Origin of the sequence: Georgenia sp. Z1344, from assembly GCF_049856295.1 — a bacterium.
Classification (GTDB): Bacteria; Actinomycetota; Actinomycetes; order Actinomycetales; family Actinomycetaceae; genus JB111.
In genome coordinates this window covers 222,577-238,099 of sequence record NZ_JBNDMZ010000005.1, presented here as the reverse complement: position 1 = coordinate 238,099, position 15,523 = coordinate 222,577, and the positions used below count along the sequence as shown (strand labels likewise).

The window sequence follows — 15,523 nt, the reverse complement described above, 5'->3', positions numbered from 1 at the left end:
CGCGGGCTCCTCAGCTGATGCCGGCGCCGACGGGGGCGCGGTCGGTCGGTGTGCGTGGTGCGTGGGCCCGGTGCCCGGAGGCAACGGGCGGGACGGGAGGGACGAGCGGACGCTCCCGGCGCAGCGCGGTGGCGAGCGGACCGTGCCCACCGAGACCGGGCAGCGCGCGGACCGGGGCGTCGGCGTCTCGGACCACCTCGTCCCGGCCGCCGCCCGCGAAGAGCGTGCGCAGGAACCGGTGGCTCGCCCGCGCGCGCAGCGCGCCCGGGCGCAGCGGGTGGAACCCGCGGGTGAGGAGTGCGCGGGTGAGCCTGACGGCGAGGTCGTCGCCGCCCAGCCGCATCGCGGCCTCCGCGCGGTAGAAGCTCACGTGCTCGAGACGCCGTGCCCGCAGCGGGGCGAGGAGCTCGTCGAGGGCGCCCCGTGCGAGGCCGGCGACCCGGTAGTGGGCGGCGAGCACCGCGCTCTCCTCGGACAGGCCGCGCACCGCGTGCAGGGCCGTCGTGGGCTCGCCCACGAGCGTCGTCCAGACCGGCTCGACGTGCTGGGCGAGCAGGTCCTGGACGTGGGCGAGGCGGTCGAACCGGGTCGACGGCGCGGCTGCGTCGTCGTCGGCCGTGGGCGGCGGGGAGCCGAGGGCGCGGTCGAGGCGCTCCGCGAACCAGTAGCGGTCGTGGGCCCAGGTGGTGAGGAAGGCGGTGTAGCGCGCCTCGCGGGAGGTCGAGGTCGCCAGGACGCGGCGCAGCGTGCTTGTCGCGGTGCGCTCGACGTCCCGCAGGTAGGTGAGGGCGAACCGGACCGACGGGTGGAGATCGGTCGGGCCGAGGGGTGGGGGGTCCGGCGGGCGGTGGTCCCCGAACGCCGTCCGGGTGAACGCCCGCACGTCGAACGACGTCGAACGGACGGGAGCGACCGTGCCGTCGGCGCTGTGCAGGAGGCCCGGCCGCGCGTTCGTCGGAGTCGTTCGCAGGTCGGTCAGCACATGTCGAGGCTAATCGCTGACCGGCAAGGAGGCGTTGGTCAGCCGGCCGAGGAGTGGCTGGTTCCGGCGGGTCGACCGGCACCTGGTCGCTACGCGGGCATGCCCGCGGCGTCGGTATCGGCGGGGTCACCCGTGAGACCGGCGAGGAACCGGTCGATCGTCCCGGGGCGGCCCTCGAGCGTGACGTGGGCGGCGCGGCGGCGACCGTTGGCGTGCAGGGCCAGCTCGACCGGGTCCCCGACCACGGCGACCGCGTCCGCGCCGCGGCGCACGGTCGCGCGCGGCCCACCGGGGACCACGAGGACGACCCCGGTGCCCGCCGTGCGGTACATGAGCCCCGCGGTCGACGAGACCCGCTGCCACAGCTCGCGCAGGAGGTCGGGGCCGATGTCGTCGCGCGGCTCGGCCGGGCCGGAGGAGCCGTCCGCCCCGCGCGGGCCCCGGCGCACGTCCTCGTGGTGGACGACGAGCTCGACGAGGTTGGTCGCCGACTCCGCCCAGCGCACCGGTGACCAGCGCGGACCGCCCGTGGCCACCCGCGCGGCGAGAGCGCGGTAGCCGATCGGGTCGAGGGCGTCGGCGACGATCCGCTGCAGGTGCGGCTCGCGGCCGGGCTCCGCGCGCGAGAGGACGTCGCGCACCATGAGGTCCGGCCGCCGCTCACGCAGCACGAGGTGCGCGGCGAGGTCGACCACGCGCCAGCCGGCGCACAGCGTGGGGGCGTGGGGGTCGGCCTGGGCGAGGGTGGACGCGAGAGCGGCCCGCTCGACGGCCACCGGTCGTTCGTCGTCGGTCACGTGAGGACGGTCCCACACGGGGACGCCGGCGCGCACCCTCCACCGGGCCGCGTCCCGCACCGTGGCACCATGACCGGGTGCCCGACCTAGACGACCCGACCACCGGCCCCGCACCCGCCGGCGGTGTCCTCGACCCGGCCATCGCCGAGCGCCTCACGCGCGACTCGCACGGCCTCGTGTGCGCCGTGGTGCAGGACGCCACGACCCGCGACGTGCTCATGGTGGCCTGGATGAACGACGACGCCCTGCACCGCACGCTCACCACCGGCCGCGCCTGGTACTGGTCGCGCTCGCGGGGCGAGCTGTGGCGCAAGGGCGACACCTCCGGGCACGTCCAGCACGTGCGCTCGGTCGCGCTCGACTGCGACGCCGACGCCCTGCTCGTCACCGTCGACCAGGTCGGGCCGGCCTGCCACACCGGGGCCACGAGCTGCTTCGAGGCGGGCGGCCTGCTGCCGCTGTCCGGGGCCACGCGATGACCGCCGTCGACCCCGTCGACCCGGTCGAGCTCACCTGGGGCGAGACGTGGCCGAGCCTGCCCCGCTTCCGCGAGCTGGCCGCGCACCGCCGCGTCGTCCCCGTCGTCCGCCGGCTCCTCGCCGACGACGTCACGCCGATCGGCGCGTACCGACGCCTCGCCGCCGGCCGCCCGGGCACGTTCCTCATGGAGTCCGCCGAGGCCGGCCGCTGGTCGCGGTGGAGCTTCGTCGGCGTCGGCTCGAGGGCCACCCTCACCTCGCGGGGCGGCCGGGCCGCCTGGCGCGGGGACGTCCCCGCCGGCATCCCCACCGAGGGGCCGGTGCTCGAGGTCCTCGAGGCCGCGCTCGAGGTGCTCGGCACGCCCGCGATCCCCGGCCTCCCGCCCCTGACCGTCGGGTTCGTCGGCTCGCTCGGCTGGGACGTCGTCCACTCCTGGGAACCCACGCTCCCGCGCCGGGCCCCGGCCGACGACGACCTGCCGGAGGTGGCCCTCTGCCTCGCGAGCGACCTCGTCGCCCTCGACCACGCCGACGGGACTCTGTGGCTCGTGGCCGACGCCGTCAACACCGACGGCTCGGACGAGCGGGTCGACGAGGCGCACGCCGACGCCGTCGCCCGGCTCGACGCGATGCAGGCCGACCTCCTCGCGCCCGCCCCGGCGCACGCGTCCGTGCTCGACCCCACCGCGGCGATGCCCGAGGTGACGGCCCGGTTCGCCGACGAGGAGTTCATGGAGGCGGTCCGCGTCGGCAAGCAGCGCATCGTCGACGGCGAGGTCTTCCAGGTCGTCCTCTCCCAGCGCCTCGACGTCACCACCGACGCCGACCCGCTCGACGTCTACCGGGTGCTGCGGACGGTCAACCCGAGCCCGTACATGTACCTCTTCGCCCTCGACGACGGCGCGGGCGGCGTCCTCCACGTCGTCGGCTCCTCGCCCGAGACGCTCGTGCGCGTCACCGGTGACGAGGTCGTCACGTTCCCCATCGCCGGCTCCCGCCCGCGCGGCGCGAAGCCCGCCGAGGACCGCGCCCTCGCCGAGGAGCTGCTCGCCGACCCCAAGGAGCTCTCCGAACACGTCATGCTCGTCGACCTCGCGCGCAACGACCTGTCCAAGGTGTGCCGGCCCGAGACCGTCGAGGTCACCGAGCTGATGGAGATCAAGCGCTTCAGCCACATCATGCACATCAGCTCGACCGTCACCGGACGACGGCGCGACGGCGTGACCGCTCTCGACTGCCTGCGCGCGACCTTCCCCGCGGGCACGCTCTCGGGCGCCCCGAAGGTCCGCGCCACCGAGATCATCGACGAGCTCGAGCCCTCCCGCCGCGGTGTCTACGGCGGCGTGGTCGGCTACCTCGACCTCGCCGGCGACGCCGACCTCGCGATCGCCATCCGCACCGCCGTCCTCCACGACGGGCGCGCGTCGGTGCAGGCCGGGGCCGGCATCGTGGCCGACTCGGTCCCCGCCACCGAGCTCGAGGAGGCCACCAACAAGGCCGCCGCCGCCGTGCGCGCGGTCCGCCTCGCCGCGCAGCTGCGCCCCGCGCCTCGCGGCACGGCAGGGGAACGGTGACGTCCGCCGACGCCCCGCGCACCGCGGCCGACACCCCGCCCACCGCGGGCACGCCCAGCGGCCTCGGTCGCGGGCAGGCGGTCCTGCTCGTCCTCCTGCTCGTCGGGGCGACCCTCCTCGTCGCCCTGCCCACGTGGTCGACCGGCACGGTCCGCACGGCCACCGGTGAGGTCGATCTCGCCGCGACCGGCATGTCCGGGGCGCCCGCGGTGTGGGCGGGCGCACTCGTGGCCGGGGCGGCGGCGCTGTTCGCCTCGCTCGCGCGCCGGGTCGGGACGGTCGTCGCCGGGCTCGCCACCGTGGCCGGCGGGGTCGTCGTCGGCATCGGGGCGGTCGGCGCCGCGCGCGACCCGGGCTCCCTCCTGCTCGCCGAGGCCCGCCTGCACACCGGCACCAGCGCGCCCGACGTGGGGTCGGTCGCCGCGCAGCCCTGGCCCTGGGGCGCGGTCGTCACCGGGCTCCTGCTCGTCGTCGTCGGGCTCCTGATCCTCACGCGGGCGCACCGCTGGAGCGCGGCCGGCCGCCGGTTCGAGCGCGGAACCGCCCCGGGGTCCACGCGCGGGACGGGCACCACCCCGGGCACGACGACGGACGACGCGGTGCGCGAGGCGTCCGTCGACGACGCCGGCACCCCCTCCGACGACGACACCCCGGCCCCCAGCGCCGCCGGCACCGCCACCGGCCGCCCCTCGTCGCCTGCCGCCACCCGCGCGGACACGGGCTCGGCCTCCGCCGCGGCCGACGCCGAGCGGGACCGGTTCGTCGACGACTGGGACGCGCTCGGACGCGGCGAGGACCCGACCGCGGACCACCGGTAGGCTCGGGCCCGACGTCCCCGACCCGAACGTGAAGGAGCAGCCGTGAGCGGCACGAGCCTCGAGCAGCACCGGACCGGCTACCGCCTGCCCGTCGCCGCACCCCCGCACAACGAGGGCAAGACCGTGGCCGCCTGGTCGGTCATGCTCATCGTCACCCTCGGCGTCCTCGTGTCCTGCGTCGGGCTCATCCTCGACATCCCCGTGCTCACGTGGGTGGCAGGGCCGATCGTCGTCGTCGCGGCCCTCGTGGTCGGTCTCGTCCTGCGCCTGTCCGGCCAGGGTCAGCCCCGCCGCAGCGAGCCGGCGCGCGACTGGTACGAGGTCGAGGAGCAGCCCCGCGCGACCGACGCGGACGCCCGCGGCGCGCACGAGCGCGACTCCGTGGCCGACGGGGCCGCCCGATGAACGTCCTCGACGACATCGTCGCCGGCGTCCGCGAGGACCTCGCCCGCCGGGAGGCGGAGCTGCCGCTCGACGCCGTCAAGGAGATCGCGGCCCGCCGGCCCGCCGCGCTCGACGCCGTTACCGCCCTGCGCGGCGACGGCTCGGTGACGATCATCGCCGAGTGCAAGCGCCGCAGCCCCTCCAAGGGCTCGCTCGCGGACGTGCCGGACCCGGCCGTGCTCGCCGCCGCCTACGCCGAGGGCGGGGCCGCCGCCATCTCCGTCCTCACCGAGGAGCGCCGGTTCGGCGGCTCCCTCGCGGACCTCGACGCCGTGCGCGCCGCGGTCGACGTGCCCGTGCTGCGCAAGGACTTCGTCGTCACGCCCTACCAGGTGTGGGAGGCGCGCGCCCACGGGGCGGACATCGTCCTGCTCATGGTCGCCTCGCTCGAGCAGACCGTCCTCGAGTCGCTGGTCGAGCGGGTCCACTCGCTCGGGATGACCGCGCTCGTCGAGGCGCACGACCGCGAGGAGGCGCTGCGCGCCCGCGACGCCGGCGCCCGCGTCATCGGCATCAACGCGCGCAACCTCAAGACCCTCGAGGTCGACCGGGCCGTGTTCGCCCAGGTCGTCGACGTCGTCCCCGACGGCATCGTCACGGTCGCCGAGTCCGGCGTCCGCTCCGTCCGCGACGTCCTCGACTACGCCCGCCAGGGCGCCGACGCCGTGCTCGTCGGCGAGGCCCTCGTCACCCAGGCGGACCCCCGCCGCGCCGTGTCCGACTACGTGTCCGCCGGCGCGCACCCCTCCCTCAGCAACGGCACGAACTGACCGTCGGGGACAGGGGCCGCCCGCCGGACGGCCCACGCACCACCGGCCGGACCGCCGCGCCCGGCCGCGCACGATCGGGCGCCGCGCGCCCGGAAGGAGATCGACGCGTGCAGTACACCGACGACCCGGGCAAGCTGTCCGAGGCCCACGGCCCCTACTTCGGCCAGTTCGGCGGCAGGTTCGTCTCGGAGGCACTCATCGTGGCCCTCGACGACCTGACGGCCGCCTGGGAGGAGATGAAGGGCTCGCCCGAGTTCGCCCGGGAGATGGGGGAGCTCGCCGCCTCCTACATCGGTCGGCCGTCCCTGCTGACGGACGCGCCGCGGTTCGCCGAGCACGCCGGCGGGGCCCGGGTCCTGCTCAAGCGCGAGGACCTCAACCACACCGGTTCCCACAAGATCAACAACGTGCTGGGCCAGGGCCTCCTGACGAAGAAGGTCGGCAAGACCCGCGTCATCGCCGAGACCGGCGCCGGCCAGCACGGGGTGGCCACCGCCACGGCCGCCGCCCTCATGGGCCTCGAGTGCACGATCTACATGGGGGCGGAGGACGTGCGCCGCCAGGCGCTCAACGTGGCCCGCATGCAGCTCCTCGGCGCCGAGGTGGTCTCCGTGACCAACGGGTCGCAGACGCTCAAGGACGCGATCTCGGAGGCGTTCCGCGACTGGGTGACCAACGTCGAGACCACGAACTACGTCTTCGGCACCGCGGCAGGCCCGCACCCGTTCCCCGAGCTCGTCCGCGACCTGCAGAAGGTCATCGGCGAGGAGGCCCGCGAGCAGGTCCTCGCGCTCACCGGGCGCCTGCCGGACGTCGTGACCGCCTGCGTGGGCGGCGGCTCCAACGCGATCGGCATCTTCAACGCCTTCCTCGACGACGAGGGCGTGCGCCTGGTCGGGCTCGAGGCCGCGGGCGACGGCGTGGAGTCCGGCCGGCACGCCGCCGCGATCGGCGGCGGGCGACCCGGCGTCTTCCAGGGATCGCTGTCTTACCTCCTGCACGACGACGACGGGCAGACGATCGACTCCCACTCGATCTCCGCCGGCCTCGACTACCCCGGGGTGGGCCCCGAGCACGCCTGGCTCGCCGATCTCGGCCGCGCCGAGTACCAGCAGGTCACCGACGCCGAGGCGATGGACGCGTTCGCACTCCTCTCGCGCACCGAGGGGATCATCCCCGCGATCGAGTCCGCCCACGCGCTCGCCGGCGCCCTGCGCATCGGCCGCGAGTGGAAGGACGCCGGCGGCGAGGGCGAGCCGCCGGTCATCCTCGTCAGCCTCTCCGGGCGCGGGGACAAGGACATGGAGACGGCGATCGAGTACTTCGACCTCGGAGGCGAGAAGTGAGCAACGTGACCGCGGGGGAGCGGATCGACGCCGCCCTCGACCAGGGGCGCGCCGCGCTCGTCGCCTATCTGCCCGCCGGCTACCCGGACCTCGCCACGTCGGTCGAGGCCGCGCGCGTCGCCGTGGACAACGGCGCCGACGTCGTCGAGCTCGGCCTGCCCTACTCGGACCCGTCGATGGACGGTCCGCTCATCCAGCGCGCCACCGAGGACGCCCTGAGCAAGGGGACCCGGACGCGCGAGGTGCTCTCCGCCGTCGAGCAGGTCGCCGCCACCGGCGCGGCCGTCCTCGTCATGACGTACTACAACCCGGTCTTCGCCTACGGGGTCGAGCGGTTCGCCGCCGACCTCGCCTCCGCCGGCGGCGCCGGCCTCATCACGCCCGACCTCGTCCCCGAGGAGGCCGGCCGCTGGACGGCCGCGGCCGACGAGCACGGGCTCGACAAGGTCTTCCTCGTGGCCCCCGCCTCCTCCGACGCGCGCCTGGCGACCGTGTCCGCCGCCTCGCGCGGGTTCGTCTACGTGGCCAGCCGCATGGGGGTCACGGGCGTTCAGGACAGCCTCGCCGGCGGCGGCGCCGAGCTCGTCGCCCGCACCCGGGCCGCCGGCGCCGAGCGCGCCTGCGTCGGCATCGGCGTCTCGGACCGCGCGCAGGCCGCCGAGGTCGCCGCCTACGCCGACGGGGTGATCGTCGGCTCCGCCCTCATCAAGGCGCTCGGGTCCGGCGGGGCGGCGGAGGGACTGAGCGCGCTCGGCGCCCTCACCGCCGAGCTCGCCGAGGGCGTGCGGGAGGGCCGGGCGTGACCGGCGCGGCCGCGCTGCTCGCGGACGGCGCGGCGAGGGCCGCGACCTTCGCCGCCGAGCGGGGGATCCCGAGCCCGCCGGACAACGTCCTCAACCTCGGCCCGCTGCCGCTGCGGGCCTACGCGATGGCGATCATCGCGGGCGCGATCCTCGCCTGGTGGATCCTCGACCGCCGATACACGTTCAAGGGCGGCCCGGCCGAGACCGCGCTCGACATCGCGCTGTACTGGATGGTGCCCTTCGGCATCGTCGGCGCCCGGATCTACCACGTGGCCACCCACCCCTCGGACTTCTTCGGGCCGGACGGCAACCTCCTCGACGCCCTGAAGATCTGGGAGGGCGGCCTCGGCATCATGGGCGCCGTCGTGTTCGGTGCCCTCGGCGCGTACATCGGCCTCACCCGGCGCGGCCTGCGGATCGGCCCGTTCGCCGACGCGCTCGCCCCCGGCATGCTCGTGGCCCAGGGTGTGGGGCGGCTCGGCAACTACTTCAACCAGGAGCTGTACGGGACCGCGACCGACCTCCCGTGGGGCCTGCGCATCGACCGCGAGCTGCCCGAGCTCGTCCACCCCACGTTCCTCTACGAGGGGCTGTGGAACCTCACCGGCGCGATCGTCGTGGTTCTCGCCCAGCGGCGACTCCGGCTCGACGGCGGACGCGTCTTCTGGCTCTACGTCATCATCTACCTCACCGGCCGCACGCTCACCGAGTCGCTGCGCACCGACCCGTCGGTGCTCATCGGCGGCATGCGGATCCACCAGATCATCGCCATCGCCGGCTGGGTGATCGGCGTCGCCATGATCGTGTGGCTCACGCGCCGCGCGAGGGCGAAGCCGGACCGCGACGAGATCTGGCTGCCCGGCCGCGGGCCTCTGGCGGACGCGGCGGTCGCCGGGGACGCGGGCTCGTCGTCGTCGGGCACGTCCGTCGAGGTCGCCTCGGACGACGACGAGACCTCCGACGACGAACCCGACGCTGACTCACCCGACGGCGATGCACCGACCGACGAGCAGGCCTCGTCGGGGGACCGGTCCGTCTGATCCGTCGGGGCGAACGCCCGACCGTCGGCCCCGTGCTGAGCCGCACTCTCGACAGTTGCTCGGGCTTGACCGGCGCGTGACCTGACCGAGGGGCTAGGTCCCGAAACATGCTCGAAACATCGGTGAAACGCCCGCGTCGACCCGCGTGATTCTGCCGCGGAATTCCGCCGTTCCATGGTCCGTCCTTAGTATTGCCACGGAAGGGTCAAGTCCGCCTACTGTGTGTCCGCCCCACCCGGTGGACGTGCCGGGTCACGACCCCGGGCGCCGTGGCGCCCAGAGGGAGGACGGACGATGGACCTGCCCGGGACCCCCGCACCCACCGGCCTGTACGACCCGGCGAACGAGCACGACGCCTGCGGCGTGGCGATGGTGGCCACGACCCGCGGTCGGCCGGGTCGGGACATCGTCGACGCCGCGCTGACGGCGCTCGTCAACCTCGACCACCGCGGCGCCGTCGGCGCCGAGGAGGCCACCGGGGACGGCGCCGGCATCCTCCTCCAGGTGCCCGACGCGTTCCTGCGCGCGGTGGTTCCCTTCGACCTGCCCCCGGCGGGCGCCTACGCCGTCGGCATCGTCTTCCTCCCGCAGGTCGGCGCCCGCTCCGAGGCCGTCGCCCGCGTCGAGGAGATCGCGGCCGAGGAGGGCGTCGAGGTCCTCGGCTGGCGCTCCGTCCCCGTCGACGACTCGATGATCGGGCCGACCGCCCGCGCGACGATGCCGACGATGCGGCAGCTCTTCGTCGCGGCCGACGGGCTGACGGGGATCGACCTCGAGCGCAAGGTGTTCCGCCTGCGCAAGCGGGCCGACAACGCCGGCATCTTCCTCGCCTCGCTCTCCCCGCGCACGATCACCTACAAGGGGATGCTCACCACCGGCCAGCTGCGGCCGTTCTTCCCGGACCTGTCCGACGAGCGGCTCGTGTCCTCGGTCGCGCTCGTCCACTCCCGGTTCTCGACCAACACGTTCCCCAGCTGGCCGCTCGCGCACCCCTTCCGGTACGTCGCGCACAACGGCGAGATCAATACGGTGCGCGGCAACCGCAACTGGATGGCCGCCCGCGAGGGGACGCTCGCCTCCGACCTGCTCGGCGACCTCGAGCCCCTTCTGCCGATCACGACCCCCGGCGCATCGGACTCCGCCTCCTTCGACGAGGTGCTCGAGCTCCTCCACCTCGGTGGCCGCTCCCTGCCGCACGCCGTCCTCACCATGGTCCCCGAGGCATGGCAGAACCACGAGTCGATGCCGCCCGCGCTGCGCGCGTTCTACGAGTACACCGGCACGATCATGGAGCCCTGGGACGGACCGGCGGCCATCTGCTTCACCGACGGCACCGTCGCCGGGGCCGTCATGGACCGCAACGGGCTGCGCCCCGGGCGCTGGTGGGAGACCGCCGACGGCCTCGTCGTCCTCGCCTCGGAGTCCGGTGTCCTCGACCTCGACCCCGCCGACGTCGTGCGCAAGGGCCGCCTCGAGCCCGGCGCGATGTTCCTCGTCGACACGGAGGAGGGGCGGATCGTCCCCGACGCCGAGATCAAGGCCTCCCTCGCCGGCGCCCACCCGTACCAGGAGTGGCTCGACGACGGACTCGTCAGGCTCGAGGCGCTCCCGGAGCGCGAGCACACCGGCCACTCCGCGGAGTCCGTGGTGCGCCGCCAGCAGATGTTCGGCTACACCGAGGAGGAGGTCCGCGTCCTCGTCCGGCCGATGGCCGCCACGGGCGCCGAGGCCATCGGGTCCATGGGCACGGACACCCCGCTCGCCGTGCTCTCGGCGCGCCCCCGCCTGCTCTTCGACTACTTCACCCAGAGCTTCGCGCAGGTGACGAACCCCCCGCTCGACTCGATCCGCGAGGAGCTCGTCACCTCCCTGGTCGGCGCCATCGGCCCCGAGCCCAACCTGCTCGACGAGGGGCCGGAGCACGCCCGGAAGATCGTCGTGCCGTTCCCGACGATCGACAACGACCAGCTCGCGAAGATCCGGCACGTCGACCGCGCCCGGCGGACGGGCCGCGGGTTCACGGCGGTGACGATCTCCGGCCTCTACCCGGTGGCCGGCGGGGGAGCGGCGCTCGAGGCGCGCCTGACCGAGATCTTCGACGAGGTCGACGCCGCCGTCGAGGCCGGGGCGAGCTTCGTCGTCCTCTCCGACCGCGACGCAACGGCGGCGCTCGCGCCGATCCCCTCCCTCCTGCTCACCTCGGCGGTCCACCACCACACCCTGAGGCGTCGGACACGCACGAAGATCTCCCTGCTCGTCGAGGCCGGCGACGTCCGCGAGGTGCACCACGTGGCCCTGCTCGTCGGCTACGGGGCGGCTGCCGTCAACCCGTACCTCGCGATGGAGACCGCCGAGCGCCTCGTCGCCGACGGCGACGTCGTCGGGGTGACCGGGCCGCAGGCGGTCCGGAACGTCATCACGGCGCTCGGCAAGGGCGTCCTCAAGGTGATGTCGAAGATGGGCGTCTCGACCGTGCCGTCCTACCGGGGCGCGCAGCTGTTCTCCGCCGTCGGCCTCTCCGAGGAGCTGGTCGCCACCTACTTCACCGCCACGTCCTCGCCGCTCGGCGGAGTGGGCCTCGACGTCCTCGCGGACGAGGTCGCGGCCCGGCACGCCGTGGCCTACCCGCCCTCGGGGCTCTCGCCGGCGTACCGCGAGCTCGAGACCGGCGGCGAGTACCAGTGGCGCCGCGACGGCGAGCCCCACCTGTTCGACCCGGAGACCGTCTTCCGGCTCCAGCACGCCACGCGGACCCGGCGGGCCGACATCTTCCGGCAGTACACCGACCGGGTCGACCAGCAGGCCGAGCGGCTGATGACGATCCGGGGTCTCCTGCGCCTGCGCACGGGCGAGCTCGACCCGGTCCCGATCGACGAGGTCGAGCCGGTCAGCTCGATCGTCAAGCGGTTCTCGACCGGCGCGATGAGCTACGGCTCGATCTCCGCCGAGGCGCACGAGACCCTGGCGATCGCCATGAACCGGCTCGGCGGGAAGTCGAACACCGGGGAGGGCGGGGAGGACGTCGAACGGCTCCACGACCCCGAGCGGCGCTCGGCGATCAAGCAGGTCGCCTCCGGCCGGTTCGGCGTCACCTCCGAGTACCTCACCGCCGCCGACGACATCCAGATCAAGATGGCCCAGGGCGCGAAGCCGGGGGAGGGCGGACAGCTGCCCGGCCCCAAGGTCTACCCGTGGGTGGCCAAGACGCGGCACTCGACCCCCGGCGTCGGCCTCATCTCGCCGCCCCCGCACCACGACATCTACTCGATCGAGGACCTCGCCCAGCTCGTCCACGACCTGAAGAACGCCAACCCCTCTGCCCGGGTGCACGTCAAGCTCGTGTCGACCGTCGGCGTCGGGACGGTCGCGGCGGGCGTGTCCAAGGCCCACGCCGACGTCGTCCTCGTCTCCGGGCACGACGGCGGGACGGGCGCCAGCCCGCTCACCTCGCTCAAGCACGCGGGCGGCCCGTGGGAGCTCGGGCTCGCCGAGACGCAGCAGACGCTCGTGCTCAACGACCTGCGGGACCGGATCGTCGTCCAGACCGACGGCCAGCTGAAGACCGGGCGGGACGTCGTGATCGCGGCCCTGCTCGGGGCCGAGGAGTTCGGGTTCGCCACGGCGCCCCTGGTCGTCTCCGGCTGCGTGCTCATGCGGGTCTGCCACCTCGACACCTGCCCCGTCGGCGTGGCCACCCAGAACCCCGAGCTCCGCGCGCGGTTCACCGGGCGGCCCGAGTTCGTCGTCACCTTCTTCGAGTTCCTCGCCCAGCAGGTCCGCGAGCTGCTCGCCGAGCTCGGCCTGCGCTCGCTCGAGGAGGCGGTCGGCCGGGTCGAGCTGCTCGACCCGGACCGCGCCGTCTCGCACTGGAAGGCCTCGGGGCTCGACCTCGCGCCGCTCCTCGAGCGCGTCGAGCCCGCGGCCGGCTCGGCCCTCCACCACACCCAGGCCCAGGACCACGGACTGGACGCGGCGCTCGACAACGAGCTGATCCGGCTCGCGGAACCGGCGCTCGAGCGCGGCGAGCCGGTGCGTGCCGAGCTGGCGGTCCGCAACGTCCACCGCACGGTCGGCACGATGCTCGGTCACGAGGTCACCCGCCGCTACCGGGGGGCCGGGCTGCCGGACGGCACGATCGACCTCACCCTGCGGGGCTCGGCGGGCCAGTCCTTCGGCGCCTTCCTGCCGCGCGGCGTCACCCTGCGCCTGCTCGGGGACGCCAACGACTACGTCGGCAAGTCCCTGTCCGGCGGCCGCATCGTCGTCACCCCGGACGAGAGGTCGGCGCTCGTGGCGCAGGACAACGTCGTGGCCGGGAACGTCATCGGCTACGGCGCCACGTCCGGCGAGATCTTCCTGCGCGGGCGCGTGGGCGAGCGGTTCGGTGTCCGACTCTCCGGCGCGACCCTCGTGGTCGAGGGCGTCGGCGACCACGCGGCGGAGTACATGACCGGCGGCACGATGCTCGTGCTCGGCCCCACCGGGCGCAACGTCGGTGCCGGCATGTCCGGCGGTGTCGCCTACGTCCTCGACCTCGACACGTCCCTGCTCAATCCGGCCGCCGTCGCCGCCGGCGACCTCCTGCTCGCCGAGCCGGACACCGACGACCTCGCCGTCGTCGTCGACCTCCTGCAGCGGCACGCCGGGCTGACGGGATCCACCGTCGCGGCCGCCCTGCTCGACGACCGCGCCGCCCTGCCGCGGCGCCTCACCCGCGTCCTGCCCCGCCAGTTCGCCGCGGTCTCCGCCGCGCTCGAGCGGGCGGCCGAGGACGGACTCGACCCGGCCGCGCCCCAGGTGTGGTCCACCATCATGGAGGCGACCCGTGGCTGACCCCAGAGGATTCCTCGACAACCGCGAGCGCGAGCTGCCCGCGAGGCGACCCGTGCCCGTCCGGATCCGCGACTACCGCGAGGTCTACGCCGAGCGGGGCGCGGACCCCTCGTTCCGGCCCGCCCTCACCCGGCAGGCGGGCCGCTGCATGGACTGCGGCGTCCCGTTCTGCCACAACGGGTGCCCGCTGGGGAACCTCATCCCCGAGTGGAACGACCTCGTCCGTCGCGGCGACATGGCGCGCGCCGCGGAGCGCCTGCACGCGACGAACAACTTCCCCGACTTCACCGGGCGGCTGTGCCCCGCCCCCTGCGAGACGGCGTGCGTGCTCGGGATCACCGAGCCCGCGGTCACCATCAAGAACGTCGAGCAGTCGATCATCGACCACGCGTTCGACGAGGGGCTCGTCACCCCGCAGGTCCCGCACCGGCTCACCGGCCGCACGGTCGCCGTCGTCGGGTCCGGCCCCGCGGGCCTGGCCGCCGCCCAGCAGCTGACCCGGGCCGGCCACACGGTGGCCGTCCTCGAACGGGCCGACGCGATCGGTGGCCTCCTGCGGTACGGGATCCCCGAGTTCAAGATGGAGAAGGCCCACCTCGACCGGCGCCTCGAGCAGATGCGCGCCGAGGGGACGATCATGCGGCCGTCGACGGACGTGGGTGGAACGGGGGAGGGCGCGCTCTCGGGCGAGGACCTCCTCGAGCGCTACGACGCGGTCGTGCTCGCCCTCGGGTCGACCGTCCCGCGCGACCTGCCCGTCCCCGGTCGTGAGCTCGCCGGCGTCCACCAGGCGATGGAGTACCTGCCGCAGGCCACGCGGGTGGTGCACGGCGAGACCGTGCCGGACCAGATCACCGCCACGGGCCGGGACGTCGTCATCATCGGCGGCGGAGACACCGGGGCCGACTGCCTCGGGACCGCGCTGCGCCAGGGCGCCGCCTCGGTCACCCAGCTCGAGATCATGCCGCGCCCGGACGAGGACCGTCCCGAGGGTCAGCCCTGGCCCACCTATCCCATGCTGTTCCGGGTCTCCTCGGCGCACGAGGAAGGCGGCGAGCGCGTGTACTCCAGCTCGACCGTGGAGCTGCTCTCGGACGGCTCGACCGGCGAGGGCGCCGTCTCCCACCTCCGGCTGTCCGAGGTGACGTTCGAGGACGGACGCCCCGTCCCCACGCCGGGCACCGAGCGGGTGATCCCGGCCGGGCTCGTGCTGCTGGCGATGGGGTTCGTCGGCGTCCCGACCGGCGGGATCGTCGAGCAGCTGGGCGTCGCGGTCGACCCGCGCGGCCGGATCGAGCGCGACGCCGACTTCGCCACCTCCGTCCCCGGCGTGTACGCGGCCGGCGACGCGGGGCGCGGGCAGTCGCTCATCGTGTGGGCGATCGCCGAGGGTCGCTCGGTCGCGGCAGCCGTCGACCGGCACCTGCGCGGCACCACGGACCTGCCGGCGCCCGTGCTGCCCACCACGGTCCAGGTCGCCGTCTGAGTCGGGGTCCGAGCCCCCGGCCGGGCCGGCGCCACGGTCCCTGCCCGGCGGTCCCGGGTGCGCACGGACGCGCGCACCCGGGACCGCCGGGCGAGACATCTCCCGACCGGTCCGCCTCACACGGCCCGCGGCGCGCCCGGGGCCGGGAGGT

Annotated in this window: 12 protein-coding genes; 10 read left to right on the top strand and 2 right to left on the bottom strand. The window is 74.8% G+C overall.

Annotation, left to right across the window (positions count from 1 at the left end):
- Positions 1–10: 10 nt before the first annotated feature.
- Together ACPYO6_RS07380 and ACPYO6_RS07375 are read right to left on the bottom strand one after the other, a co-directional pair.
- Entirely contained in the window at positions 11–982 is a 972-nt protein-coding gene (locus ACPYO6_RS07380) for a hypothetical protein (RefSeq protein ID WP_425714209.1), read from the bottom strand.
- Between the two features lie 89 nt (positions 983–1,071).
- A complete protein-coding gene (locus tag ACPYO6_RS07375; protein ID WP_425714208.1) occupies positions 1,072–1,779 on the bottom strand; it encodes a TIGR03085 family metal-binding protein in 708 nt (235 codons plus the stop codon).
- A gap of 77 nt (positions 1,780–1,856) precedes the next feature.
- Between ACPYO6_RS07375 and hisI the strand changes: the two genes are divergently transcribed.
- From hisI to ACPYO6_RS07325, 10 genes are all read left to right on the top strand, one after another.
- Positions 1,857–2,258 carry a phosphoribosyl-AMP cyclohydrolase gene (gene hisI / locus ACPYO6_RS07370; RefSeq protein WP_425714207.1) on the top strand — a complete coding sequence of 134 codons (402 nt, stop codon included), beginning with the start codon at positions 1,857–1,859 and terminating at the stop codon, positions 2,256–2,258.
- Positions 2,255–3,832: an anthranilate synthase component I gene (locus ACPYO6_RS07365; RefSeq protein WP_425714206.1), complete on the top strand. Its 1,578-nt coding sequence runs from the start codon at positions 2,255–2,257 to the stop codon at positions 3,830–3,832. Before hisI ends, ACPYO6_RS07365 begins: the two co-directional genes overlap by 4 nt.
- Positions 3,829–4,650 carry a Trp biosynthesis-associated membrane protein gene (locus tag ACPYO6_RS07360; RefSeq protein ID WP_425714205.1) on the top strand — a complete coding sequence of 274 codons (822 nt, stop codon included), beginning with the start codon at positions 3,829–3,831 and terminating at the stop codon, positions 4,648–4,650. The genes ACPYO6_RS07365 and ACPYO6_RS07360 overlap by 4 nt, the downstream gene beginning before the upstream one ends.
- Positions 4,651–4,692: 42 nt before the next feature.
- Positions 4,693–5,055, top strand: coding sequence for an HGxxPAAW family protein (locus ACPYO6_RS07355; RefSeq protein WP_425714204.1), 363 nt, complete (start codon positions 4,693–4,695; stop codon positions 5,053–5,055).
- Positions 5,052–5,864 carry an indole-3-glycerol phosphate synthase TrpC gene (gene trpC, locus ACPYO6_RS07350; protein WP_425714203.1) on the top strand — a complete coding sequence of 271 codons (813 nt, stop codon included), beginning with the start codon at positions 5,052–5,054 and terminating at the stop codon, positions 5,862–5,864. The genes ACPYO6_RS07355 and trpC overlap by 4 nt, the downstream gene beginning before the upstream one ends.
- A gap of 107 nt (positions 5,865–5,971) precedes the next feature.
- Positions 5,972–7,210: a tryptophan synthase subunit beta gene (gene trpB / locus ACPYO6_RS07345; protein WP_425714202.1), complete on the top strand. Its 1,239-nt coding sequence runs from the start codon at positions 5,972–5,974 to the stop codon at positions 7,208–7,210.
- Complete coding sequence (gene trpA, locus ACPYO6_RS07340; protein ID WP_425714201.1) at positions 7,207–8,013, top strand: tryptophan synthase subunit alpha; 807 nt, start codon at positions 7,207–7,209, stop codon at positions 8,011–8,013. Before trpB ends, trpA begins: the two co-directional genes overlap by 4 nt.
- The gene (lgt, locus tag ACPYO6_RS07335) at positions 8,010–9,053 is read left to right on the top strand and encodes a prolipoprotein diacylglyceryl transferase (protein WP_425714200.1); all 1,044 of its coding nucleotides are present in this window, start codon (positions 8,010–8,012) and stop codon (positions 9,051–9,053) included. Before trpA ends, lgt begins: the two co-directional genes overlap by 4 nt.
- Before the next feature lie 294 nt (positions 9,054–9,347).
- Positions 9,348–13,886: a glutamate synthase large subunit gene (gene gltB, locus ACPYO6_RS07330; RefSeq protein ID WP_425714199.1), complete on the top strand. Its 4,539-nt coding sequence runs from the start codon at positions 9,348–9,350 to the stop codon at positions 13,884–13,886.
- A complete protein-coding gene (locus ACPYO6_RS07325) occupies positions 13,879–15,372 on the top strand; it encodes a glutamate synthase subunit beta (protein WP_425714198.1) in 1,494 nt (497 codons plus the stop codon). The genes gltB and ACPYO6_RS07325 overlap by 8 nt, the downstream gene beginning before the upstream one ends.
- Positions 15,373–15,523 lie beyond the last annotated feature (151 nt).

Coding starts and splice junctions, on each gene's coding strand:
- trpC (WP_425714203.1), top strand. CDS start 5,052: ATGAACGTCCTCGACGACATCGTCGCCGGCGTCCGCGAGGACCTCGCC.
- ACPYO6_RS07365 (WP_425714206.1), top strand. CDS start 2,255: ATGACCGCCGTCGACCCCGTCGACCCGGTCGAGCTCACCTGGGGCGAG.
- gltB (WP_425714199.1), top strand. CDS start 9,348: ATGGACCTGCCCGGGACCCCCGCACCCACCGGCCTGTACGACCCGGCG.